This window comes from Pseudomonas sp. MWU13-2862 (genome assembly GCF_023242495.1).
Lineage (GTDB): Bacteria > Pseudomonadota > Gammaproteobacteria > Pseudomonadales > Pseudomonadaceae > Aquipseudomonas > Aquipseudomonas gingeri_D.
This window is the reverse complement of sequence record NZ_JALMEZ010000008.1, coordinates 1-21,867: the sequence shown is the minus strand read 5'-3', so window position 1 is coordinate 21,867 and position 21,867 is coordinate 1. Positions and strand designations below refer to the sequence as shown.

The 21,867-nt window shown below is 59.6% G+C and carries 25 protein-coding genes, 1 tRNA gene and 1 pseudogene; 7 read left to right on the top strand and 20 right to left on the bottom strand.

Annotated elements, in window-relative coordinates; genetic code table 11:
* Positions 1–35: 35 nt before the first annotated feature.
* The 7 genes from hscB to trmJ form a co-directional block, all read right to left on the bottom strand.
* Complete coding sequence (hscB, locus tag M5C56_RS15665; protein ID WP_103498547.1) at positions 36–557, bottom strand: co-chaperone HscB; 522 nt, start codon at positions 555–557, stop codon at positions 36–38.
* Between the two features lie 11 nt (positions 558–568).
* A complete protein-coding gene (iscA, locus tag M5C56_RS15660) occupies positions 569–892 on the bottom strand; it encodes an iron-sulfur cluster assembly protein IscA (RefSeq protein WP_010565230.1) in 324 nt (107 codons plus the stop codon).
* 37 nt (positions 893–929) lie between these two features.
* Positions 930–1,316 carry a Fe-S cluster assembly scaffold IscU gene (gene iscU / locus M5C56_RS15655; RefSeq protein WP_003443374.1) on the bottom strand — a complete coding sequence of 129 codons (387 nt, stop codon included), beginning with the start codon at positions 1,314–1,316 and terminating at the stop codon, positions 930–932.
* A 101-nt stretch (positions 1,317–1,417) separates the two neighbouring features.
* Positions 1,418–2,632 carry an IscS subfamily cysteine desulfurase gene (locus M5C56_RS15650; RefSeq protein ID WP_103498548.1) on the bottom strand — a complete coding sequence of 405 codons (1,215 nt, stop codon included), beginning with the start codon at positions 2,630–2,632 and terminating at the stop codon, positions 1,418–1,420.
* 50 nt (positions 2,633–2,682) lie between these two features.
* Entirely contained in the window at positions 2,683–3,174 is a 492-nt protein-coding gene (gene iscR / locus M5C56_RS15645) for a Fe-S cluster assembly transcriptional regulator IscR (RefSeq protein WP_103498549.1), read from the bottom strand.
* Between the two features lie 299 nt (positions 3,175–3,473).
* Entirely contained in the window at positions 3,474–4,250 is a 777-nt protein-coding gene (cysE, locus tag M5C56_RS15640; RefSeq protein ID WP_103498550.1) for a serine O-acetyltransferase, read from the bottom strand.
* The gene (trmJ, locus tag M5C56_RS15635; protein ID WP_100941404.1) at positions 4,250–5,023 is read right to left on the bottom strand and encodes a tRNA (cytosine(32)/uridine(32)-2'-O)-methyltransferase TrmJ; all 774 of its coding nucleotides are present in this window, start codon (positions 5,021–5,023) and stop codon (positions 4,250–4,252) included. Before trmJ ends, cysE begins: the two co-directional genes overlap by 1 nt.
* A 144-nt stretch (positions 5,024–5,167) precedes the next feature.
* Here trmJ and suhB point away from each other — a divergent pair, with 144 nt between their 5' ends.
* Entirely contained in the window at positions 5,168–5,983 is an 816-nt protein-coding gene (suhB, locus tag M5C56_RS15630; protein ID WP_103498551.1) for an inositol-phosphate phosphatase, read from the top strand.
* A 73-nt stretch (positions 5,984–6,056) separates the two neighbouring features.
* On the opposite strand, the gene M5C56_RS15625 is transcribed toward suhB, so the two are convergent.
* The 6 genes from M5C56_RS15625 to queA form a co-directional block, all read right to left on the bottom strand.
* On the bottom strand, positions 6,057–6,623 hold the full coding sequence (locus M5C56_RS15625; RefSeq protein WP_103498552.1) for a glycine zipper 2TM domain-containing protein: 567 nt from the start codon (positions 6,621–6,623) through the stop codon (positions 6,057–6,059).
* A gap of 124 nt (positions 6,624–6,747) precedes the next feature.
* Positions 6,748–7,662, bottom strand: a complete 915-nt coding sequence (gene secF / locus M5C56_RS15620; RefSeq protein WP_103498553.1) for a protein translocase subunit SecF — start codon at positions 7,660–7,662, stop codon at positions 6,748–6,750.
* A 9-nt stretch (positions 7,663–7,671) separates the two neighbouring features.
* Positions 7,672–9,540 (bottom strand): protein translocase subunit SecD, encoded by a 1,869-nt coding sequence (gene secD / locus M5C56_RS15615; protein WP_103498554.1) that lies wholly within the window; start codon positions 9,538–9,540, stop codon positions 7,672–7,674.
* A gap of 62 nt (positions 9,541–9,602) precedes the next feature.
* Complete coding sequence (yajC, locus tag M5C56_RS15610; protein ID WP_100941399.1) at positions 9,603–9,941, bottom strand: preprotein translocase subunit YajC; 339 nt, start codon at positions 9,939–9,941, stop codon at positions 9,603–9,605.
* 37 nt (positions 9,942–9,978) lie between these two features.
* A complete protein-coding gene (gene tgt / locus M5C56_RS15605) occupies positions 9,979–11,094 on the bottom strand; it encodes a tRNA guanosine(34) transglycosylase Tgt (protein ID WP_164886323.1) in 1,116 nt (371 codons plus the stop codon).
* 14 nt (positions 11,095–11,108) lie between these two features.
* Positions 11,109–12,173: a tRNA preQ1(34) S-adenosylmethionine ribosyltransferase-isomerase QueA gene (queA, locus tag M5C56_RS15600; protein ID WP_100941397.1), complete on the bottom strand. Its 1,065-nt coding sequence runs from the start codon at positions 12,171–12,173 to the stop codon at positions 11,109–11,111.
* Positions 12,174–12,281: 108 nt separating this feature from the next.
* Between queA and M5C56_RS15595 the strand changes: the two genes are divergently transcribed.
* Positions 12,282–12,366: transfer RNA gene (locus tag M5C56_RS15595), tRNA-Leu, on the top strand.
* 164 nt (positions 12,367–12,530) lie between these two features.
* Here the strand turns inward: M5C56_RS15595 and M5C56_RS15590 are convergent.
* Positions 12,531–12,809, bottom strand: a complete 279-nt coding sequence (locus M5C56_RS15590) for a DUF3077 domain-containing protein (protein WP_103498556.1) — start codon at positions 12,807–12,809, stop codon at positions 12,531–12,533.
* A gap of 528 nt (positions 12,810–13,337) precedes the next feature.
* Between M5C56_RS15590 and M5C56_RS15585 the strand changes: the two genes are divergently transcribed.
* The 3 genes from M5C56_RS15585 to M5C56_RS15575 all read left to right on the top strand — a co-directional run bounded on the left by M5C56_RS15585 (position 13,338) and on the right by M5C56_RS15575 (position 15,673).
* A complete protein-coding gene (locus M5C56_RS15585) occupies positions 13,338–13,892 on the top strand; it encodes a carboxymuconolactone decarboxylase family protein (RefSeq protein WP_103498557.1) in 555 nt (184 codons plus the stop codon).
* 58 nt (positions 13,893–13,950) lie between these two features.
* Complete coding sequence (locus M5C56_RS15580) at positions 13,951–14,673, top strand: SDR family oxidoreductase (protein WP_103498558.1); 723 nt, start codon at positions 13,951–13,953, stop codon at positions 14,671–14,673.
* Positions 14,674–14,785: 112 nt separating this feature from the next.
* Positions 14,786–15,673 carry a LysR family transcriptional regulator gene (locus M5C56_RS15575; RefSeq protein WP_103498559.1) on the top strand — a complete coding sequence of 296 codons (888 nt, stop codon included), beginning with the start codon at positions 14,786–14,788 and terminating at the stop codon, positions 15,671–15,673.
* 37 nt (positions 15,674–15,710) lie between these two features.
* Here M5C56_RS15575 and M5C56_RS15570 read toward each other — a convergent pair whose 3' ends face one another.
* Positions 15,711–16,367, bottom strand: coding sequence for a peroxiredoxin-like family protein (locus tag M5C56_RS15570; protein WP_103498560.1), 657 nt, complete (start codon positions 16,365–16,367; stop codon positions 15,711–15,713).
* Positions 16,368–16,639: 272 nt separating this feature from the next.
* Here M5C56_RS15570 and M5C56_RS15565 point away from each other — a divergent pair, with 272 nt between their 5' ends.
* Positions 16,640–17,284, top strand: a complete 645-nt coding sequence (locus M5C56_RS15565) for a glutathione S-transferase family protein (protein ID WP_103498561.1) — start codon at positions 16,640–16,642, stop codon at positions 17,282–17,284.
* A gap of 254 nt (positions 17,285–17,538) precedes the next feature.
* Here the strand turns inward: M5C56_RS15565 and M5C56_RS15560 are convergent, their stop codons facing one another.
* The 3 genes from M5C56_RS15560 to M5C56_RS15550 form a co-directional block, all read right to left on the bottom strand.
* Positions 17,539–18,765: a type II toxin-antitoxin system HipA family toxin gene (locus M5C56_RS15560; RefSeq protein WP_103498562.1), complete on the bottom strand. Its 1,227-nt coding sequence runs from the start codon at positions 18,763–18,765 to the stop codon at positions 17,539–17,541.
* Complete coding sequence (locus M5C56_RS15555; RefSeq protein WP_103498563.1) at positions 18,765–19,088, bottom strand: helix-turn-helix domain-containing protein; 324 nt, start codon at positions 19,086–19,088, stop codon at positions 18,765–18,767. The genes M5C56_RS15560 and M5C56_RS15555 overlap by 1 nt, the downstream gene beginning before the upstream one ends.
* Positions 19,089–19,389: 301 nt before the next feature.
* The gene (locus tag M5C56_RS15550; protein ID WP_247263214.1) at positions 19,390–19,668 is read right to left on the bottom strand and encodes a DUF3077 domain-containing protein; all 279 of its coding nucleotides are present in this window, start codon (positions 19,666–19,668) and stop codon (positions 19,390–19,392) included.
* A gap of 517 nt (positions 19,669–20,185) precedes the next feature.
* Between M5C56_RS15550 and M5C56_RS15545 the strand changes: the two are divergent.
* A pseudogene (locus M5C56_RS15545) lies at positions 20,186–20,317 on the top strand (TetR family transcriptional regulator); the annotation flags it as partial.
* 86 nt (positions 20,318–20,403) lie between these two features.
* On the opposite strand, the gene M5C56_RS15540 reads toward M5C56_RS15545, so the two are convergent.
* Both M5C56_RS15540 and M5C56_RS15535 read right to left on the bottom strand, forming a co-directional pair.
* Positions 20,404–21,099 (bottom strand): glutathione S-transferase family protein, encoded by a 696-nt coding sequence (locus M5C56_RS15540; protein WP_103499766.1) that lies wholly within the window; start codon positions 21,097–21,099, stop codon positions 20,404–20,406.
* Between the two features lie 147 nt (positions 21,100–21,246).
* Positions 21,247–21,867 (bottom strand): SDR family oxidoreductase (locus M5C56_RS15535; protein WP_247263216.1); only part of this gene is annotated, 621 nt, incomplete at its 5' end.

The following is a 21,867-nucleotide window of genomic DNA, read 5'->3' as shown; positions in this document are numbered from 1 at the left end:
CTGAATATCAGGCGTGCGACCGAGGCGGCACTGGGTTAATCGTCGAGGCGCTCTTCTAACTGGCGCACTTCGTAGGTGAGCTTGTCGAGAAACTGCATGCGCCGCATCAGGCGTTCGGCCTGTTCGCGTTGCGCGGCATCGTTCCAACAAGCTGCGAAGCTGTCGTTCAATTGATCCTGGGCGACTTTCAAGCGGCGCTTGAACGTGGCGATACCGGGCAGGTTCGCTTCGTCCTGCAACTCCTCGAGCTCCTCGCGCCATTGCATCTGCTGCATAAGGAAATCGGGGTCGTGCACCGTGACCTCCAGCGGCAACTCGCGACCGCCCATGGCGAGCAGGTAGCGCGCGCGCTTGGGAGGACTCTTGAGGGTCTGGTAGGCCTCGTTGAGGCTGGCGGACTGCTCCAGGGCCAGGCGTTGCTCACGCTCGGAAGCGTCGGCAAAGCGGTCCGGGTGCACACCGCGCGCCAGTTCTCGATAGCGCGCGGCCAACTGTTCGAGATCCAGCGTAAAGCTCGGCTGCAACTCGAATAAAGCGAAATGACAAGGAGTACCCACAACAAGAAGCCTCAGATGTTGAAGCTTTCGCCGCAGCCACATTCACCGCGCACGTTGGGGTTGTTGAACTTGAAGCCTTCGTTCAACCCTTCCTTGACGAAATCCAGCTCGGTGCCGTCCAGGTAGGTGAGGCTTTTCGGGTCGATGATCACTTTTTCGCCGTGACTCTCGAACACCTGATCTTCCGCCACCACTTCGTCGACGAACTCCAGCACATAGGCAAGGCCGGAACAGCCTGTGGTGCGAACACCCAGACGAATCCCTTCACCTTTGCCGCGCCCGTCAAGGGAGCGTCGCACGTGTCGAGCAGCCGCTTCTGTCATGCTGATAGCCATCGGTGACTCCTTACTAATCGCTTGAACGCCAGATCGTTTAGATCAGGCCTTTCTTCTGCTTGTAATCGCGAACGGCGGCCTTGATGGCGTCTTCGGCGAGGACCGAGCAGTGGATCTTCACTGGCGGCAGGGCCAGTTCTTCAGCCAGCTGAGTGTTCTTGATGGTCTCTGCTTCATCCAGAGTCTTGCCTTTCATCCACTCGGTAGCCAGGGAGCTGGAGGCGATAGCCGAACCGCAACCGTAGGTCTTGAACTTGGCGTCTTCGATGATGCCTTGCTCGTTGACCTTGATCTGCAGGCGCATCACGTCGCCGCACGCCGGAGCGCCGACCATGCCGGTGCCGACATCCGGGTCTTCGGCGTCCATCTTGCCGACGTTACGCGGGTTTTCGTAGTGGTCGATGACCTTTTCGCTGTAAGCCATGGTACTTAATCCTCACTCATCAGGGCCGCTCTCGGTCCTGTCGTTACGTCAGCCGTTGATTGCCGCGTCGCTACAGGACCTGTATGTGGCGGCTTCTTTATTTAGTGTGCCGCCCACTCGATCTTCGAGATATCGACGCCGTCTTTGAACATGTCCCACAGCGGCGACAGAGCGCGCAGCTTGGTGACGGCCTCGCAGACTTTCTGCGCGGCATAATCGATTTCTTCTTCGGTGGTGAAGCGACCGAAGGTGAAGCGGATCGAGCTGTGCGCCAGTTCGTCGTTGCGGCCCAGGGCGCGCAATACGTACGAAGGCTCCAGCGAAGCCGAGGTACAAGCGGAACCGGAGGAAACCGCGAGATCCTTGAGCGCCATGATCAGCGACTCGCCTTCGACGTAGTTGAAGCTCAGGTTCAGGTTGTGCGGTACGCGGGCGGTCATGCTGCCGTTGATGTACAACTCTTCCAGATGCTCGACCTGCTTGTAGAAGCGGTCGCTCAAGGCCTTGATGCGCAGGTTCTCGGCAGCCATGTCTTCCTTGGCCACGCGGAACGCTTCGCCCATGCCGACGATCTGGTGGGTCGCCAGGGTACCGGAACGCATGCCGCGCTCGTGACCGCCGCCGTGCATGGTCGCTTCGAGGCGAACACGCGGCTTGCGGCTGACGTACAGCGCGCCGATGCCTTTAGGGCCGTAGGTCTTGTGAGCCGAGAAGGACATCAGGTCGACTTTCAGCTTCTGCAGGTCGATATCGACCTTGCCGGTGGACTGAGCGGCATCGACGTGGAACAGCACGCCACGGGAGCGGGTCAGCTCGCCGATGGCGGCGATGTCGTTGACGGTGCCGATCTCGTTGTTCACGTGCATGATCGAGACCAGGATGGTGTCGTCGCGCAGGGCGGCTTCAACCATGGCCGGAGTGATCAGGCCATCTTCACGAGGCTCGATGTAGGTGACTTCGAAACCTTCGCGCTCCAGTTGGCGCATGGTGTCGAGGACCGCCTTGTGTTCGATCTTGCTGGTGATCAGGTGCTTGCCCTTGGTGCCGTAGAAATGCGCAACCCCCTTGATCGCCAGGTTGTCGGACTCGGTGGCACCGGAGGTCCAGACAATTTCACGCGGGTCGGCATTGACCAGGTCGGCCACCTGGCGACGGGCGTTTTCCACGGACTCTTCGGCTTTCCAGCCGAACACGTGGGAACGGGACGCCGGGTTACCGAAGTTTCCGTCGACCAGCAGGCATTCACTCATTTTTTGCGCGACACGCGGATCAACCGGGGTAGTCGCTGAGTAATCAAGGTAAATCGGCAATTTCATGGATACTCTCCTAAATCAGGCTGGCTGGCGCACCGCTGGCTCTTTGGCTGTCATTCGACGGTGGACGCTTCGATCTTGTCCAGGTGTAGCGCCCTGCTATTACCGCGGCGCTGATCCTGACGCTGGGCGACTTCTTGCACTTCACGGCGAGTGACAAGGTCCGCCAAGCTGATACCGCTGAGAAATTCGTGGATCTGCAGGCTGAGGTCGCACCACAGATGGTGGGTCAGGCAGGTATCGCCGCCATGGCAATCGCCCAGCCCCTGGCATTTGGTGGCATCGACCGATTCGTTCACGGCATCGATCACCTGGGCGACCTGGATCCCCTGCATGTCACGCGACAGCTGGTAGCCGCCGCCGGGACCGCGCACACTGGACACCAGGTTGCTGCGGCGCAACTTGGCGAAAAGCTGTTCGAGGTAGGACAGGGAGATGCCTTGGCGCTCGGAGATATCGGCCAGAGACACCGGCCCGCGTTGCGCGTGCAACGCCAGGTCGAGCATGGCGGTCACGGCGTATCGGCCTTTTGTAGTCAGTCGCATGGACAGGTACCACGGAGTTACGGGATCGGGATGGGGAAGAGTATGCTATTCCCGAGTATTTAAGTCAACTATAAGACCTAGTGCTTTAGTCGGGTTTACCGCGAAAAGCGCGCGCAAATTGTAGCAAAGTCTGGGGCGTAATGGCATTGCGCTGGACCGATGGATTTTTGCCACTTGTGAGGGCCTCTTCGCGGGCAAGCCCTGCTCCTACAGTCCGGTGTCGAGCACTTATCTTGCGTCCGACACAAACCTGTAGGAGCAGGGCTTGCCCGCGAAGAGGCCAGCAGCCCCAACGAAGATCAACCCGCCTTGGCCTCGGCCTCGCCCTTCACCTCGACAAACCCATCACACTGCAACTCCGGCAGCTCTTTGGCGCAATAGGTGCTGCCCAGATCCTTCAGCGCGCCACACATGCCCTCCAGGCGCCCATCCACCGCCTGCAAGTGATCGAGCAACTGGCCAATGGCCCGCGCCACCGGGTCCGGCATGTCTTCGCTGACGCCATAGGCATCGAAACCGATCTTCTCCGCCATGGCCTTGCGCTTGGCTTCAACCTGATCATCGGCCTTCATGATGATCCGCCCGGGAATCCCCACTACGGTCGCACCGGCCGGCACCGCCTTGGTCACCACCGCATTGGACCCGACCTTGGCCCCGGCACCGACGGTAAACGGCCCGAGCACCTTGGCGCCGGCCCCCACCACCACGCCATCCTCCAAAGTCGGATGGCGCTTGCCCTTGTTCCAACTGGTACCGCCCAGGGTCACTCCCTGGTAGATGGTCACGTCATCGCCGATCTCGGCGGTCTCGCCGATCACGATGCCCATGCCATGGTCGATAAAGAACCGCCGCCCGACCTTGGCCCCGGGGTGGATCTCGATGCCGGTCAGCCAGCGACCGAAGTTCGACACCACCCGCGCCAGCCACTTCCAGCCCATGCCCCACAAGGCATGACCCAGGCGATGCAGCCAGATGGCATGCAGGCCCGGGTAGCAGGTCAGCACTTCGAAGGCATTACGCGCCGCCGGATCACGGTGGAATACGCTCTGGATATCTTCTCGCAAACGCTCGAACATCACTGATCCTTCCGCTTAAGGAGCTCGCCCCGGGCCGCTTTTTCGGTTTCCGTGAGGATGCCCCGCAAAATATTCATCTCGGCGCGACTGACCGAACTGCGCCCGTACAGGCGACGCAACCGTGCCATCAAATGGCGCGGTTTTTCGGGGTCGAGGAAGTCGATGGCCACCAGGGTCTGTTCCAGATGGCCGTAGAACCGCTCCATCTCGTCCATGGTCGCCAGCTCTTCGCTGCGCGTCGACGCCACTTCATGCTTCTCTACCTTGCTCGGCTGCCCGACGGCCGCCAGCCAGGACATCCGCACTTCATAGCTCAGCACCTGCACCGCCGTGGCGAGGTTGAGCGAACTGAAGTCCGGATCGGACGGGATATGTACGTGATAATGACATCGCTGCAGCTCGTCGTTGGTCAGGCCGGAATCTTCACGACCGAACACCAGCGCGATCTCGGCACCCTGCCCGGCCTCCTCGACCACCTTCAACCCGGATTCACGGGGATCGAGCAACGGCCACGGAATCCGCCGATCGCGAGCACTGGTACCAAACACCAGGTTGCAGCCGACCAATGCGTCTTCCAAGGTGGCGACGACTTGCGCGTTTTCAAGGATATCGGTAGCACCGGAAGCCCGCGCATCGGCTTCAGCGGACGGAAAGATCCGCGGCTCCACCAGCACCAGGCGCGACAGCCCCATGTTCTTCATGGCCCGCGCGGCCCCGCCGATATTGCCCGGATGACTGGTATTGACCAGGACAACACGAATATTTTGCAGCACGAGAGACACTCTCAGACTCGGCGAAGGGGAGCAAATCTTACAGAAGCACTGGGGATTGCGCCACGAGCGCCAACGTCGTCCTTCTCCCCCGGGACTTTTCTGGTAGAATGTTCGGCTTTCTTTAACACTCTAGGTGAAACGTCCATGCAGCCCATGCTGAATATCGCGCTGCGCGCCGCCCGCAGCGCCAGTGAATTGATTTTCCGCTCCATCGAGCGCCTGGATACCATCAAGGTCGACGAAAAAGACGCCAAGGACTATGTGTCCGAAGTGGATCGCGCCGCCGAACAGAAAATTATCGACGCGCTGCGCAAGGCCTATCCGACCCACGCCATTCGTGGCGAAGAAACCGGCTTCCACGCCGGCAGCGGCGAAGGCGAAGAATACCTGTGGATCATTGACCCACTGGATGGCACCACCAACTTCCTGCGTGGCATCCCGCACTTCGCGGTCAGCATCGCCTGCAAATACCGTGGTCGCCTGGAACACGCCGTGGTCCTCGACCCGGTTCGCCAGGAAGAATTCACCGCCTCCCGTGGCCGTGGCGCCCAGCTCAACGGCCGTCGCCTGCGCGTCAGCGCTCGCACCAGCCTGGACGGCGCCCTGCTGGGTACCGGTTTCCCGTTCCGTGACGACCAGATGGACAACCTGGACAACTACCTGGGCATGTTCCGCGCCCTGGTCGGCCAGACCGCCGGCATCCGCCGCGCCGGTGCCGCGAGCCTGGACCTGGCTTATGTCGCCGCCGGTCGTTTCGATGCGTTCTGGGAGTCGGGCCTGTCCGAATGGGACATGGCGGCGGGCGCCCTGCTGATCCAGGAAGCCGGCGGCCTGGTGAGCGACTTCACCGGCGGTCACGATTTCCTGGAAAAAGGCCATATCGTTGCCGGCAACACCAAGTGCTTCAAGGCCGTACTGACGGCGATCCAGCCGCATCTGCCGGCTTCGCTGAAGCGCTAAGCTTTCGCCGAACACAAAAATGCCCCGTATCTTGCGATACGGGGCATTTTTTATGTCCCTACAACAGTAGCCGTTACTGGCCCGGCTGCGGAGCTGGCTGACCCTGGTTCTGACTCAGGACCAGATGACCGTCCTTGTCCACCGGGATCTGGTTGCCCGGATCACGGTCCATCCGGATCTTGCCTTCCTTGCCGCCCAACTGATAACGCACGTCGTAGCCGACCACCTTGTCGCTGACATCATTGACCGTGTTGCAGCGTTTCTGGGTCGTGGTGTAGGTGTCACGCTCCTGCATGCCCTCCTGCACCTTGTTACCGGCATAACCGCCGCCGACCGCACCGACCACGGTGGCCAGGGTCTTGCCGCGACCGCCGCCGACCAGGCTGCCAAGCAGACCACCGCCGACCGCACCCAGTGCGGTACCGGCCAGGCGATGCTCATCCTGGACTGGCTTCTGCCGGGTCACCGCGACGTCTTCACAGACCTGACGCGGGGTCTTGATCTGGGTCTTGACCGGCTCTACCGCCAATACTTGCGCATACTCAGGGCCGCTTTTCACCAGGCTGTAGGTGGCAACAGCACCTCCGGCAGTGACACCGACAGCACCCAATACCGCACCCACCAGCAACGACTTGTTCACGTGAACCTCCTGACCATCACAAGTGGATCGGTGCCCACTCTTCTCTATGGCTTTGGAGTACAAAAAAAGGCGCGAGTTCAACACTCGCGCCTTTATCAGCAAACAGCCCGAAGAAAGATTTCCGTCAAGGACGGTCGTCAACTTCCTTCTGGGTATTGGCCGGAGGAATCAAGTCCTCGCTGTTCAGGTTCAGCCAGATCAGCACCACGTTGGCGATGTAGATCGACGAGTAGGTACCCGCCAACACCCCGACAAACAGGGCGATGGAGAAACCGAACAGGTTATCGCCGCCGAAGAACAGCAGCGCGGAAATCGCCAGCAAGGTGGAGATCGACGTCGCCATGGTCCGCAGCAGGGTCTGGGTGGTCGAGACGTTGATGTTCTCGATCAGAGTAGCCTTGCGCAGCACACGGAAGTTCTCACGCACCCGGTCGAAGACCACGATGGTGTCATTGAGCGAGTAACCGATGATCGCCAGTACCGCCGCCAGCACCGTCAGGTCAAAGGTGACCTGGAAGAACGAGAGGATACCCACTGTCACCACCACGTCGTGGACCAGCGAGACGATGGCGCCCACCGCAAACTTCCACTGGAAGCGGAACGCCAGGTAGATCAATACGCCGCCCAGCGCCATGAGCATGCCGAGGCCGCCTTGGTCGCGCAACTCTTCACCCACCTGCGGGCCGACGAACTCGACGCGCTTGATCTGCGCCGGGTTATCGCCGCCGACCTTCTGCAGCGCCTCGGCCACCTGATGGCCCAGCTGCGGGTCCGCACCCGGCATCCGCACCAGCAGGTCGGTGGTCGCGCCAAAACTCTGCACGATCGCCTCGTGATAACCGGACTCGTTCAGTTGCTCGCGCACTTTGGAGACATCCGCCGCATGCTCGTAGGTCAGCTCGATGAGCGTACCGCCGGTGAAGTCCAGGCCGTAGTTCAACCCCTTGTGGAAGCAGCTGAACAAGGCCAATGCGGTGAGAAACAGGGTGAAGCCGAACGCAACGTTGCGAACACCCATGAAGTTGATAGTACGTAACATGGCAGCCCCTTAAATCCACAACTTCTTGAAGTCACGACCGCCGAAGATCAGGTTGACCATCGCGCGGGTCACCAGAATGGCCGTGAACATCGAGGTAAAGATCCCGAGGGACATGGTCACCGCAAAACCTTTGACCGGGCCGGTGCCCATGGCAAAGAGGATGCCGCCCACCAACAGCGTGGTCAGGTTGGCGTCGATAATCGCCGTGAACGCACGACCAAAGCCTTCGTTGATCGCTCGCTGCACCGTCATTCCCGCGGCGATCTCTTCACGTATCCGCGAGAAGATCAGCACGTTGGCGTCCACCGCCATCCCCATGGTCAGGACGATACCGGCGATACCCGGCAGGGTCAGGGTTGCCCCCAGCAGGGACATCAGCGCCAGCAAGGCGACCATGTTGAAGGCCAGGGCCACGGTGGCGATGATGCCGAAGAAGCGGTAGATGGCGATGATGAACAGCGAGACGAACAGCATGCCCCACAGCGACGCATCGATACCCTTGGTGATGTTGTCGGCACCCAGGCTTGGACCGATGGTACGTTCTTCAGCGAAGTACATCGGTGCGGCCAGACCACCGGCACGCAGCAGCAGCGCCAACTCCGAGGACTCGCCCTGGCCGTTCAGGCCGGTGATGCGGAACTGACTGCCCAGCGGCGACTGGATGGTCGCCAGGCTGATGATCTTCTTCTCTTCCTTGAAGCTCTGCACCGGCACGTCTTTCTCGACGCCGTTCACAACCTGCTTGGTGTAGGTGGTGATCGGCTTCTGCTCGATGAAGATCACCGCCATGCTGCGACCGACGTTGCTGCGGGTCGCGCGGCTCATCAGTTCGCCACCGTGACCATCAAGCTTGATGTTCACCTGCGGACGACCGTGCTCGTCGAAGCCGGCCTTGGCATCGGTCACCTGGTCACCGGTGATGATCAGGCCACGCTCGATCTGCGCCGGAGGACGATTGCCTTCACGGAACTCGAACTCTTCGGAAGTGGCCTTCGAAGCACCCGCATCAGCGGCCAGACGGAACTCCAGGTTGGCGGTCTTGCCGAGGATCCGCTTGGCTTCAGCGGTGTCCTGCACGCCTGGCAGCTCGACCACGATGCGGTTGGCACCCTGACGCTGCACCAGCGGCTCGGCCACACCCAGCTCGTTGACGCGGTTACGGACCGTGGTCAAGTTCTGCTTGATGGAGTATTCGCGGATTTCCGCCAGCTTGGCCGGGGTCATCGCCAGACGCAGTACCGGCTGCTCGCCGAGGTCGGCCGTTACAATGTCGAAATCGTTGAAGTTCTTGCGAATCAGCGCACGGGCCTGTTCACGGGTATCCGCGTCAGCAAAGCCCAACTGGATGGCGCCATTGAACGGTGGCAGGGTGCGATAACGCACACGCTCCTTGCGCAACAGGCTCTTGACGTCGCCGTCATAGACTTTCAGGCGGGCGTCGACGGCTTTTTCCATGTCCACTTCCAGCAGGAAGTGCACACCACCGGACAAGTCCAGACCCAGCTTCATCGGGTGCGCGCCAAGGCTGCGCAACCATTGTGGAGTGGTCTGTGCCAGGTTCAGGGCCACGACATAGTCGTCGCCGAGGGCTTTACGCACCACGTCCTTGGCCGGCAGTTGGTCTTCCTGCCTGGTCAGACGAATCAGGCCGCCCTTGCCGCCGGCAGCCAGCGTGGCGCCCTTGACGGTGATCTTGGCGTCGGTAAGCGCCTGGCTCACGCGGTCCAGATCGGCCTGGGTGACCTGCAGTGCAGTGCTTGCGCCGCTGACCTGGATCGCCGGATCGTCTGGATAGAGATTGGGAGCGGAATAAATAAAACCGACCGCCAGCACCGCCAGGATCAGTAGGTATTTCCACAGAGGGTATTTGTTCAGCATCACGCCGCCCGCTTATGACGCGGGGCGCCTTGCGCGCCCCGTCGATTGTTAAGAGTTGAAACTTAGATCGCTTTCAGCGTGCCTTTAGGCAGGGTGGCCGCGATGGCACCCTTCTGAAACTTCATTTCGACGGTGTCGGAGACTTCCAGAACCACGAAATCGTCGCTCACTTTGGTGATCTTGCCGGCGATACCGCCGGTAGTGACCACTTCGTCACCCTTGGCCAGGTTGCCCAGCAGGTTCTTCTGCTCCTTGGCGCGCTTGGCCTGCGGACGCCAGATCATCAGGTAGAAGATGACCAGGAAGCCGACCAGGAAGATCCATTCGAAACCACCGCCCATCGGGCCTGCAGCAGCAGGCGCGGCGCCGTCGGCGAACGCGTTAGAGATGAAAAAGCTCATTTAGCACTCCAGTTGCAATCATTCAATTCTGAAAAATTCAGTCCAAAGGCGGTACGGGAAGCCCGCGTTTGGCGTAGAAGGCATCGACAAAGGCGGCCAATGTACCCTGTTGAATAGCCTCGCGCAAACCAGCCATCAGGCGCTGGTAATGGCGCAAATTGTGGATCGTATTCAACATGCTCCCCAGCATTTCGCCGCACTTGTCCAAATGATGCAGATAAGCACGGGAGAAGTTCTGGCAGGTGTAGCAATCGCAGGTCGGATCCAGCGGCGATTCATCATGGCGATGGAACGCGTTGCGGATCTTCAGCACGCCGGTATCGATGAACAGGTGCCCATTGCGGGCATTACGGGTTGGCATCACGCAATCGAACATGTCCACCCCGCGGCGCACACCCTCCACCAGATCTTCCGGCTTGCCAACGCCCATAAGGTAACGAGGTTTGTCAGCAGGCATCAGGCCGGGCAGGTAATCCAGCACCTTGATCATTTCGTGCTTGGGCTCGCCCACCGACAGGCCGCCGATGGCCAGGCCGTCGAAGCCGATCTGGTCGAGGCCTTCGAGGGAGCGCTTGCGCAGGCTTTCGTGCATGCCGCCCTGGACGATGCCGAACAACGCGGCGGTGTTTTCGCCGTGGGCGTTTTTCGAGCGCTGGGCCCAACGCAGCGACAGCTCCATGGACACACGGGCGACGTCTTCGTCAGCCGGGTACGGGGTGCACTCGTCGAAAATCATCACGATGTCCGAGCCCAGGTCGCGCTGGACCTGCATCGACTCTTCCGGGCCCATGAAGACCTTGGCGCCGTCGACCGGCGAGGCGAAGGTCACGCCCTCCTCCTTGATCTTGCGCATGGCGCCCAGGCTGAACACCTGGAAACCACCGGAGTCGGTGAGGATCGGGCCTTTCCACTGCATGAAATCGTGCAGGTCGCCGTGGGCCTTGATCACCTCGGTGCCGGGACGCAGCCACAGATGGAAGGTGTTGCCGAGGATGATTTCGGCGCCGGTGGCGACGATATCCCGAGGCAGCATGCCCTTGACCGTGCCGTAGGTGCCCACGGGCATGAAGGCCGGGGTTTCGACGGTACCGCGGGGGAAGGTCAGGCGACCGCGACGCGCCTTGCCATCAGTGGCGAGTAGCTCGAACGACATACGACAGGTGCGACTCATGCTTGGTCCTCTGGGGCCCGATCCTTGGGTGCGGCAGGCGCCGGGTTGCGGGTGATGAACATCGCATCACCGTAGCTGAAGAAGCGGTAGCCGTTGTCCACGGCGGCCTTGTAGGCGGCCATGGTCTCGGGGTAACCGGCGAAGGCCGAAACCAGCATCAGCAGCGTGGATTCGGGCAGGTGGAAATTGGTCACCAGGGCGTCGACCACATGGAAGGGACGCCCAGGGAAGATAAAGATGTCGGTGTCGCCGCTGAACGGCTTGAGCACGCCATCGCGGGCGGCGCTTTCCAGCGAACGGACGCTGGTGGTGCCCACGGCGATCACCCGACCGCCGCGTGCACGGCAGGCGGCAACGGCATCGACCACTTCCTGGCTGACTTCCAGCCATTCGTGGTGCATATGGTGGTCTTCGAGACGCTCCACACGGACCGGCTGGAAGGTCCCGGCGCCGACGTGCAGGGTGACGAAAGCGCGTTCAACACCCTTGGCGGCGATGGCATCCAGCAGCGGCTGATCGAAATGCAGCCCGGCGGTGGGGGCGGCCACGGCGCCGAGGCGTTCGGCATAGACGGTCTGATAGCGCTCGCGGTCGGCGCCTTCGTCGGGACGGTCTATATAAGGAGGCAACGGCATATGGCCGACGCGTTCCAGCAGCGGCAGCACTTCTTCGGCGAAGCCCAGTTCGAAGAGCGTGTCGTGGCGGGCGAGCATCTCGGCTTCGCCGCCGCCATCGATCAGGATCTTCGAGCCGGGTTTCGGCGACTTGCTGGAGCGCACATGGGCCAGCACGCGGTGGGTATCGAGGACCCGTTCCACGAGGATTTCCAACTTGCCGCCGGAGGCTTTCTGGCCGAACAGGCGGGCCGGAATGACCCGGGTATTGTTGAACACCATCAGATCGCCTGGGCGTAAATACTCAAGCAAATCAGTAAATTGACGGTGTGCGAGAGCGCCGCTGGGGCCGTCGAGGGTCAGCAGGCGACTGAGGCGTCGCTCGGCCAAAGGATGGCGAGCGATCAGGGAATCGGGGAGCTCGAAAGTAAAGTCAGCGACGCGCATGATGGGGTTCGTTCAGCAGGGCCGGGAAGTTTAGCGGAAATCGTAAAAATTGACCACGAAAGCCGATTGACCAACGGTAATCACGTCTCTATACTTCGCCGCCATTGAGCCCTGATGGCGGAATTGGTAGACGCGGCGGATTCAAAATCCGTTTTCGAAAGGAGTGGGAGTTCGAGTCTCCCTCGGGGCACCATCTTAAAAAAAGACCTTGAAATTCAAGGTCTTTTTTTTCGCCTACAGAAAAGCGAAAGGCACCACGATCCCTGTAGGAGCCGAGCTTGCTCGCGAAGAACGATAACGCGGAGAGCCTGCCGTGCGCCGCCGCCAATCTCGACATCAATCGAAGATCGCCCTGCCCTACCCCCTCTCCCCGCGCAACATCCCCTGCGTCAAATCGTCGATGACCGCCTTGCCCATCTCGCCCAGATAATGCGATGCCCAAGCGTAGCGTTCGCCGTCGCTTTCCAGGGCGGCATCGAGGGAGAGTGCTTTGGCGCAATAGAGCAGGAGGGAGGCGTGCTCCATGGCTTCCAGAATGGGGACGCCGGGGTTTACGCGAAATAGTTCACGTCCTTGGGAGCCACACCGGGAAAAGGTGATGACGCCTAGGGTTTTGCTTGTAGGTGGATTGCTCATTGGGCACCTCCAGCGAATGCGTGGATGCTGGAGACTTGAAGCTGAAGCTCTTGAGTCAAAACGTTCATGCGCTACTCCTACCGTAGAAGAAAGCGCCAGCAATCTAATCGATGATGGCGCCTATGCGCCTATCTTCTGTTCCACGGGTTTCCAGGCCCGGTCGCTGAATTGGCAGCGACAGGGAAAAGGTAGCGCGCACAGTAGGGAGCCGCAATGTGAGTGGCGGAGGTATGTAAGTCGAAAAATTTCAGTCGGCATAGAAGATCGTTCACAGCCCCAAGCTAGATGGCAATCTACCCGAAGTGCATTACGACCATTCAGAGATAACGTCTTGGGCTGCGGCAAAATAAATCCGTCATCATTTCCATTGACCGCGAGATTCTAAAATCGCCAGCCGGACAATATGTCCATGTCCTGCTTTATTCCCAAATCGCATGAATCATATGCCCCGCCGCGACGTTCCGCAGCCCCGCCAAGAGCAGCAAGATAGCCCCAGCACTCTTGCTGACCCACTCAAGGAAAACTGCGATGACCACTTTCACTCGTTACACACTCGACACCGCCCCTGCTGCCTCCAAGCCCATTCTGGAAGCCGTGCAGAAAGCCTTCAGCTTCGTACCGAACCTGCAAGGCAACATGGCTGAATCGCCAGAGCTGCTGGCCGGTTACAGCCAACTCTGGGACCTGTTCGGCAAGAGCACCCTCACCCCGCACGAACAGCAGGTCGTGTACCTGACCTCCAACTTCGAAAACAACTGCCACTACTGCATGGCCGGGCATACCACCCTGGCCAAGATGATCGAGATGGCACCCGAGGTCATTGCCGCTCTGCGCGCCGGCAGCGTCATTCCGGATGCTCGCCTGGAAGCCTTGCATGTGTTCACCACGGCGGTCGTGCGTGATCGCGGTTTCGTCAACGACGCCGGTATCGAAGCCTTCCTGGCTGCCGGTTTCACGCGGCGCAACGTGCTGGAAGTGGTACTGGGCGTCGCCACCAAGGTCATGAGCAACTACACCAACCATCTGGTACACACCCAGCTCGATCCGTTCATGAAAGGCAACGAATGGACCAAGCCAGCCTGAAACCTGCCTTCGGCCTTCACTCGGCCAGCCCCTGCACGGGCTGGTCCCAGGAGCACTCATGAACAAACGAACCTTTTTGATCACCGGCGCCAGCAAGGGCATCGGCCTGGCGTTGGCACAGACACTGGCAAACACGGGTCACCGCGTCGTGGGCATCGCCCGGCACGCTGGGGGTGTCGATTTCCCCGGTATTTTGGTACCGGTTGACCTGGGAGATCCCAAGGCGACCGAACAGGCCTTGGCGACGTTAACCCAGCAGTATGCTTTCGACGGGCTGGTGAATAACGTCGGTCTGGTTCGCCCGCAGCGGCTGGGTGAAGTGGATCTGGACGATTTCGATGCCGTGATGCGGGTGAATCTGCACTCGGCGCTTCTGGCCACTCAGGCGCTGCTGCCCGGTATGCGCGAGCGTCAATGGGGCCGGATCGTCAACATCTCCAGCCTGACCGTACTGGGCATTACCCATCGCACCGCCTATGCCGCCGCCAAGGCCGCACTCATCAGCTTTACCCGGTCGTGGGCACTGGAACTGGCCACGACGGGTATCACCGTCAACGCCGTTGCCCCTGGGCCGACCGAGACCGAACTGTTCCGCGCTAACAATCCGCTCGGCAGTGAAGGTGAAGCCCGCTACCTCTCAGGCATCCCTCTGCGGCGCTTCGGCCAACCCGAAGAGATAGCAGCAGCCATCGCCTTCCTGCTTTACGAAAGCAGCGGTTTCATCACCGGCCAGACGCTGTTCGTCGACGGTGGCGCATCAATCGGCAAAGCCGCATTTTAGCCAGGGTTGCGTTGCGCACGCCTTGTTGAGATAAACCACCCGCTGCGAGCGAAGCCCCCTGCTTCGCTCGCTTTTTTTGCTATGAGTTTTTAACTGTTTCAGGTGGAACGACATGGATCGATTGGCAGCAATGGAAACCTTTGTCTGCGTGCTCGAAGCGGGGTCGTTTTCCGCGGCGGCGCGGCGCCTCAACCTCGGCCAGCCCGCGGTATCGAAAACCATCGCACAACTCGAAGATCGCCTTGGCGTGCGGCTATTGCTGCGCTCTACTCGCGGGCTTACACCGACTGAAGCCGGCACCGCCTTCTACGAACGTGCCAAGCGTGCCATCGAGGAAGCCCACGAAGCCGACCTCGCCGCACGCGGTGCGGGCAGCGGCCTGCACGGCACCTTGCGGATCTGTGCGGCGGTGACCTTCGCGCGTCTGCATGTGCTGCCGTACCTGGGAGTATTCCTCGATGCACACCCCGAGCTGAACATCGATATCGTTCTGGATGACCGCACCGTCAATCTCGTCGAGGAAGGCATCGATGTTGCCTTGCGTATGGGAGCGTTAGCCGACTCCAACCTGATCGCCCGCAAGATCGGTGAATGTCAGCGGCTGGTGCTGGCCACCCCTGCTTACGTGCTAGCCCATGGCAAACCTTGCAACCCTACTGATCTGGCGCAACACCAAGCGGTCGTTTTCGCCCAGGCAGGCGGCGGTGAGCACTGGGCCTTCAAACAGGGCAGCACGGTGCAGTCGGTGACGGTCAGCGGGCGGGTACGGGTCAGTGCGGCGGAGGGTGTGCGGGCAGCGGTGCTGGGGAGTCTGGGCGTAGCATTGACGTCCCAATGGATGTTCGCAGAAGAACTGGCCAAAGGCGAAGTGGTACCCCTGCTGGAGGATTGGCAGTTGCCGCCGCTGGATCTGTGGGCGGTGTTTCCTACCGGGCGCCTGGCCAGTGCCAAGGCGCGGGCATTCGTTGATTTCGTCGCGGGCTTGATGAGCCAACAATAAGCTAGGCCGCCCGAAGGCGGCCTTGAGGGACTCGATATCAACCGCGTAATGCAGGCAGCAACTCAGTGGGCTCTGGACGCAGCGTGTAATCGGGATTCACCTCCGCGTACAGAATGATGCCGTCCTGGCCGATGACGAAACGACCCGGCATCGGCAAGGTCCAGCTCTGATCACCGTTGATGACCGGCAGGTTGTTGCCCAGGCTCAGATAGAGTTCAACCAGGTAGTCCGGCAGTTTGAACCGCAGGCCGAAAACAGCCGCTACTTCATTACCGCTGTCGCTGAGGATCGGGAACCCCAGGCCGTTTTGACGTTGCGATTTGCGGCTGTTGGCTTGGCTCTGCGGCGAAATCGCCACCAGGCTGGCACCGCGCTCCTGAAAGGCCGGAAGTGCCTGCTCCAGCGCTTGCAACTCCATGTTGCAGTACGGGCACCAGACACCACGATAAAAGCTGATCACCAGCGGCCCGCGCGCCAGCAGTTCCGCCGACGACAACAGATTGCCCTGAGCATCAGGCAGGCTGAATACCGGCGCCACATCACCGGCCTTGAGCGCACGCTCGGCCTGGCCGCTGGCGATCAGCTCGGCAGTGGCCCGGTGCATCACTGCATGCACGGGTGCCGGAGCATTGTAGGGAGGTTTGCCGGCAACGAAGTCGGCCTTGAAAGCATCCAGTTTGGCTTGAAGGGTCATGAGTATTTCCTCGGTAGGTTGATGTATCGAGACTCATGATCGCGACATCGCCGCTCGCCCAGTAGAGAGCTGGCCTGCATAGGAAATATGCCCATCAGGAATGCCCTTCACGACTCACCTTGCGCAAGCGATGCCTATTCCAGCGGAGAATGATTCATATCCCCACCAGCTGCCTGCCCTATTCCAACCTTCCTCGGCAGAATGATCTCCATCGTAGCCAATTGGCATGAAGCCCTATTCCGTTGGACTCATTCTCAATCCAGGAACACCCCATGTTCATCGTCCATGCGTTTGCCACCCCCAACAGCGTCAAAGTCTCCATCGCTCTGGAAGAGTTGGGGCTCGACTACCAGTTGCAGCCGGTCAACATTCGCCAAGGCGAGCAAAAGCAGCCGACATTCGTTGCTCTGAATGCCAATGCAAAGGTACCGGTGCTGGTCGATCCCGATGGCAATAACGGCCAGCCCATGGTCCTCACCGAGTCGGCGGCCATTCTCGTCTACCTGGCCGAGCGATATGGCCGGCTGCTACCTACCGATGGTGTGAAGCGCGCCAAAGTCTTTGAACAGCTGTTCTTTCACGCCAGCGCGCTTAGCCCTGCTTTCGGCCAATCCGGCTATTTCCAGAAACTGGCCGGCGAGCCGAACCCGGCGGCCGTTGCCCGCTTTCACGGTGAGGCCAAACGCACACTGGCCGTGCTGGACGGCGTGCTAGCGTGCAACGCCTATGTAGCGGGAGATGAGTTCTCAATCGCCGATATCGCGCACTACGGCTGGCTCTGGCGCAAAGAATTTGCGGCTGTCGATTTCGCTGAAAGCCCGAACGTGGAGCGTTGGTTCAACGCCGTCACCCGGCGATCCTCCGTCGCACGCGGCATCGAACGCATCAATGCCCTTCTTCCGGACCACAAATCATGAGCAATCAGCCGCTGTTCATCCCCACCGCGATGGGCCCTTTCACACTGGAACACCTAGAAGATCGGATACAGTTCGACTGAGTAGGACTTCGATTGGCTGAGGCTTGAGGAAAAACCAGATCTCTTCTTATAGCCGGTACCCAACAGAAGAAAGCTTGTATCCCTGAGGATATAATCTGGCTGCAAGCCACGTAATATATGGAACCCTCGAGTCCCCCTCGGCAAATATTTCTTGCAGTGATCTGTTTCCGACTGTCACGCCAACAACCGAGCTCCACTCGTTGCCGCGACCGCCGCATCCAACTCAGCCCCCGCAAGGTGTTGGGCATAGTGATCCTTCAGATCCTGCTCCCAGTCAGCAACGTCATCGAGAATGACTGCCGCCTCATCTTCAGTGAGGCCGAAATGACGATGATGACTGAGCAGATTGGATCGACTGAGAAGATGCCCCTGCATACCCACGGACATCGCCAGCGCCTGAGCCGGCCCCTCATCCAGCACCGGCACGACGTCATACATAGGCGCAAGCCGCCAGGCGCCGTCCTGATAGATCACAGCGTGGTTGCGAGGGTGATCATCACTGTTCCCAACCAGGGCGTTGTATGCCATGCGCATAAACAGTTCACGCCGATCGGAATCAGGTGCTCCACGACGATAGAGCTCGTCAGCCAGCGCAGCGTAGATCCACCCCTCACTGGCCCGCGAATGCCATTCAGCGTCCAACAAGGTCAACCCACTCATCATGGGAATACGACGGAACCGCTGCAGCCCTTCAAGCCACTCCCGATCAAAGCGCTCGACCAACAGCGTGTTGGCGTTCTCACCCCGGTGCAATGCCGTGCGAGCCACGTTCAAACCTCTATCCGCAGCGAATGTCATGCAGGCGAACTCGAAGACTGGCAGATCGTAGTGGTCAAACTTGTCACGCGGCTTTGCCAGGATCAACTTGTGGTCGGTGCGAAAGGTACGCTTCGGCCGGGCGCCGCCAACAGAGGAGCGCTGATCGCGGATTTTCAGCACAGCCAACTGCTCGGAGGTCAGTTGGCTGTCATAGATCGCGGCGCAGACTTCTATGAAGTGATCCAAGCCTTTGGCCTCAAGCATCTTCATCGGCTTTTCGCCGATCCCTGGCCGAGGTGTACGCTGCTCACCCGCCATGATGTTACCCGCACGGTCCTCGTTGGGAGATCTCAGAAGCAGTTGAATCGGGTCAAGCGGGCCCTGAGTCGTGCGCAGTAACAGGCGCTCGCCCCAGCCGTCCGGCGTCGCATCATCAATAAACCCAGGCACTCCGCCGTTCTTGCGCACGATGAACTTCCTGTTGGACAGCGGAAAACGGATCGGATCAGGGACCCAGACGCTTCCCTCCACCGCCTCTGGCGCATAGACAAAAGTGCCCTCTTTCCCGGCGAGGGTGAGCTTGCCCAAGGTCACCGTCTCGCCGATGACCGGACACTCCATGTAGATGTAGACGCTCGACATCAGAATGCCTCGTCACGACTGCGCGGAACCCGCACTCGCTTGGTACTGTTTAAAGAAAGCTGCTCGGACTCGAACCCAGGGTCCTCCAGCAGGGCCTGGAACACCCTGTCAGAGATGCCGACCGTGAACAGGACCAGCATGAAGTCGTGTAGAGAAACCCCCTCGGCTTTGCCCGCTTCGATATGGCGTACCGCGCGTAGGGAGATATCGGCCTGCTCAGCAAGATCAGCCTGCCTGATCCCCATACGCAGACGCGCCTCCTTCACCAGCATACCTATACGATAGAGCAATGATGCGCTCTGAACCGGGAAATAGCCTTTCATAAGATGATACCAAATGAATCCTTATGGCAATTAATGTAGCATTTAATGAAATACTATGATCAAAATCTAAAAAATTAAGAATCACGAAAACACACCTTAATCAGCATAAGGTGTCATAAAATGAGATTCTATTTTTAGATAGCACAGGGAGAGTCCCTTACTCAGGCTCGCCAAGCCAGCACTTTCGCTCGTACAAATGCCCTGTGGAGCGAGTTCCGGGCGGCGTTCCGACGAAGAACGATAGTGCGGTGGGCCCGCCAACACCCACCGCCGGTCTGGACCTCAAACGGACGTCACCTGCCTACACCGGCGCCCCGTGTAACATCCCTTGCGTCAAATCATCAATCACCGCCTTGCCCATCTCGCCTAGGTAATGCGATGCCCAGGCGTAACGTTCGCCGTCGCTTTCCAGAGCAGCATCGAGGGAAAGTGCTTTGGCGCAATAGAGCAGGAGGGACGCGTGCTCCATGGCTTCCAGAATGGGAACGCCTGGGTTCACACGGAATAGTTCACGACCTTGGGAGCCGCACTGGGAAAAAGTGATGACACCAAGGGTTTTGCTTGTGGGTGGATTGGTCATTGGACACCTCCGGCGTGGACCCGGGTGCCGAGGGTTAGAACATGCAAAGTCGCCCCATCAAAAACGTTCATACGCAGGACTCCTAATGTGAGGGAGCTACCACGTTCGTTTCCAGGCGAATGGGTGGCAGCTGTACGCAGGCTGGAAACCGGGACAATAGGAAAACCCGGCAGACCCAAGGGCCTCCCGCGCACAGCCGCCATAACACGCAGAGACTGGCACAAAAAAGCACCAGCAGTCGTGATGAATGGTGGCGCCTATGCGCCCATTGTTCCACAGGTTTCCAGGCCCGGCCGCTGAATTGGCAGCGACAGGAAAAAGGTAGCGCGCACAGTGGGGAGCTGCAATGTGAGTGGTGGAGGTATGTAAGTCGAAAAATTTCAGTCGGCGTAGAAGATCGTTCACAGCCCCAAGCTAGACCCTAATCTACCCGAAGTGCATTACGATCATTCAGGGATGACGTCTTGGGCTGCGGCAAAAATAAATCCGTCACCATTTCCACAGTCACCATTTCCGCAATGAGGTCGCCCAGCGGGCGAAGATATCCAAGCTAAGCATCTATCGGCACTTCGAGAACAAGGAGGTGCTGTTCAGCGCGGCCATCGCGGCCCACTGCCAGCAGTTTGCACCACAGGCCCTCTTTGAAGGCTTCGGCGATTAGGAGCTTAATTGCCCCGGCCAGCCTGGCCAGCGCCCCTGCTGGCCAAGCTGGCGGCGGCGCGATCGCATCGGCATTCAAAGGGGATGCGTTTCCGATGCAGTAGCCAAGAGTGCTCTTGCTTCCTGCAAGTGCTTGCGGAACCGGATGACATAGTCCTCTGCAACTGCCGCCTGAATGCTGAAACGGCTGGCCAGCGCACGACGCCAATCAGCCACTCGACTCAGTCCATCGAACAACTGATGATTGGGCTCGAATCCAAGTATGTCGAAATAGCGAAAAACTGGAGCCACGGCGATGTCGACCATGCTGAGCCTCTCGCCGGAGAAATAAGGGCCGTCCGATATTTCACTGTCGAATCGTTCCAGCTTTCCTCTCAACGCTGCAGATTTGCCAAGGGCTGTCTGCTGGTCGGTGGCGTTCAAAAATCCCCATGCATCCGCCAGCGTGGCAGAGGCGAATTCGATCCATGCACGGTGTTGTGCTCGGATCAACGCATTCATTGGATGTAACGCAGGTTCCGGGTACACCTCCTCCAGGTATTCGCAAATGGCGACGCTCTCGAATAGAACGGACTCGCCTTCACTGCCGTCTGGAACCTTGAGCAGCGGAACCTTACCGCTTGGCGACATCGCCAGAAACCAGTCCGGCCTGTCGCGAAGATCGACATCGATACGCTGAAAGGTAATACCTTTTTCGAGTAACACGATGGCCACTCGCTGAACGAATGGGCATAACGGATGGCTGACAAGTGTGAACTGTGACTGTGGCATTGGAATAGACCCACTGAAGAATCAAAGCCCGCCGCCACGAGTGGGGGCGGGCCGTATAGAAGCTACGTCCGTGACTTCAAGAAAGCCTGAATGGCAATCAATTTTCCGTAAAAGCGCAGGAGACGTTCCTTCGCGTATCGTTGGCAGCTAAAGCGAGCGGCCACCGTCGACGATGAGTTCCGAGCCAACCGTCCATCGTGACTCGTCTGACGCCAGGTACAGCACGGCCTTGGCCACTTCCTCGGGCGTACCAAACCGGCCAAACGGAATGGTCGCGGCGATATCCTGGTTGAGCTGTTCGCGATAGGCATCGGGAATGCCGAGCTTGTCGTAAAGCGGCGTATCAATCGGACCAGGGCTGACTGCATTGAGGCGAATACCACGCGGGAGCAGTTCGCTAGAAAGCGTCTTCGACATGTTCAGGAACGCGGCCTTGGTCGCGCCATAAACTGATGAACGCGCGGCGCCGAGGTGTGCACTAACCGAGGTATTGAGAACCACCGACGCAGGGTTCGCGAAGACTGGTAGCAATGCCTGGATCAGAAAGTACGGCCCCTTAACGTTGATGTCGAAGGAGCGATCGAACATTTCCTCCGTCCACTCTTCAATCGGCAGCCAAACGGATACGCCTGCATTGAGAAAGGCAACATCGAGTTGGCCATAGTGAGCCTGAACGGCCTGCGCCAGTTCCTTCTGCGCATCGATGCTGGCTGAGTCAGCACGCAGTACCAATACTTCGCTTCCCAGTTCCGCCTGGGCCTTTGCGAT

Excerpts from the sequence above, each read along its gene's own strand:
- iscA (WP_010565230.1), bottom strand. The coding sequence starts at position 892 with ATGGCTATCAGCATGACAGAAGCGGCTGCTCGACACGTGCGACGCTCC.
- iscU (WP_003443374.1), bottom strand. The coding sequence starts at position 1,316 with ATGGCTTACAGCGAAAAGGTCATCGACCACTACGAAAACCCGCGTAAC.
- M5C56_RS15650 (WP_103498548.1), bottom strand. The coding sequence starts at position 2,632 with ATGAAATTGCCGATTTACCTTGATTACTCAGCGACTACCCCGGTTGAT.
- iscR (WP_103498549.1), bottom strand. The coding sequence starts at position 3,174 with ATGCGACTGACTACAAAAGGCCGATACGCCGTGACCGCCATGCTCGAC.
- cysE (WP_103498550.1), bottom strand. The coding sequence starts at position 4,250 with ATGTTCGAGCGTTTGCGAGAAGATATCCAGAGCGTATTCCACCGTGAT.
- suhB (WP_103498551.1), top strand. The coding sequence starts at position 5,168 with ATGCAGCCCATGCTGAATATCGCGCTGCGCGCCGCCCGCAGCGCCAGT.
- secF (WP_103498553.1), bottom strand. The coding sequence starts at position 7,662 with ATGTTACGTACTATCAACTTCATGGGTGTTCGCAACGTTGCGTTCGGC.
- secD (WP_103498554.1), bottom strand. The coding sequence starts at position 9,540 with ATGCTGAACAAATACCCTCTGTGGAAATACCTACTGATCCTGGCGGTG.
- yajC (WP_100941399.1), bottom strand. The coding sequence starts at position 9,941 with ATGAGCTTTTTCATCTCTAACGCGTTCGCCGACGGCGCCGCGCCTGCT.
- tgt (WP_164886323.1), bottom strand. The coding sequence starts at position 11,094 with ATGTCGTTCGAGCTACTCGCCACTGATGGCAAGGCGCGTCGCGGTCGC.
- queA (WP_100941397.1), bottom strand. The coding sequence starts at position 12,173 with ATGCGCGTCGCTGACTTTACTTTCGAGCTCCCCGATTCCCTGATCGCT.
- M5C56_RS15590 (WP_103498556.1), bottom strand. The coding sequence starts at position 12,809 with ATGAGCAATCCACCTACAAGCAAAACCCTAGGCGTCATCACCTTTTCC.
- M5C56_RS15585 (WP_103498557.1), top strand. The coding sequence starts at position 13,338 with ATGACCACTTTCACTCGTTACACACTCGACACCGCCCCTGCTGCCTCC.
- M5C56_RS15580 (WP_103498558.1), top strand. The coding sequence starts at position 13,951 with ATGAACAAACGAACCTTTTTGATCACCGGCGCCAGCAAGGGCATCGGC.
- M5C56_RS15575 (WP_103498559.1), top strand. The coding sequence starts at position 14,786 with ATGGATCGATTGGCAGCAATGGAAACCTTTGTCTGCGTGCTCGAAGCG.
- M5C56_RS15570 (WP_103498560.1), bottom strand. The coding sequence starts at position 16,367 with ATGACCCTTCAAGCCAAACTGGATGCTTTCAAGGCCGACTTCGTTGCC.
- M5C56_RS15565 (WP_103498561.1), top strand. The coding sequence starts at position 16,640 with ATGTTCATCGTCCATGCGTTTGCCACCCCCAACAGCGTCAAAGTCTCC.
- M5C56_RS15560 (WP_103498562.1), bottom strand. The coding sequence starts at position 18,765 with ATGTCGAGCGTCTACATCTACATGGAGTGTCCGGTCATCGGCGAGACG.
- M5C56_RS15555 (WP_103498563.1), bottom strand. The coding sequence starts at position 19,088 with ATGAAAGGCTATTTCCCGGTTCAGAGCGCATCATTGCTCTATCGTATA.
- M5C56_RS15550 (WP_247263214.1), bottom strand. The coding sequence starts at position 19,668 with ATGACCAATCCACCCACAAGCAAAACCCTTGGTGTCATCACTTTTTCC.
- M5C56_RS15540 (WP_103499766.1), bottom strand. The coding sequence starts at position 21,099 with ATGCCACAGTCACAGTTCACACTTGTCAGCCATCCGTTATGCCCATTC.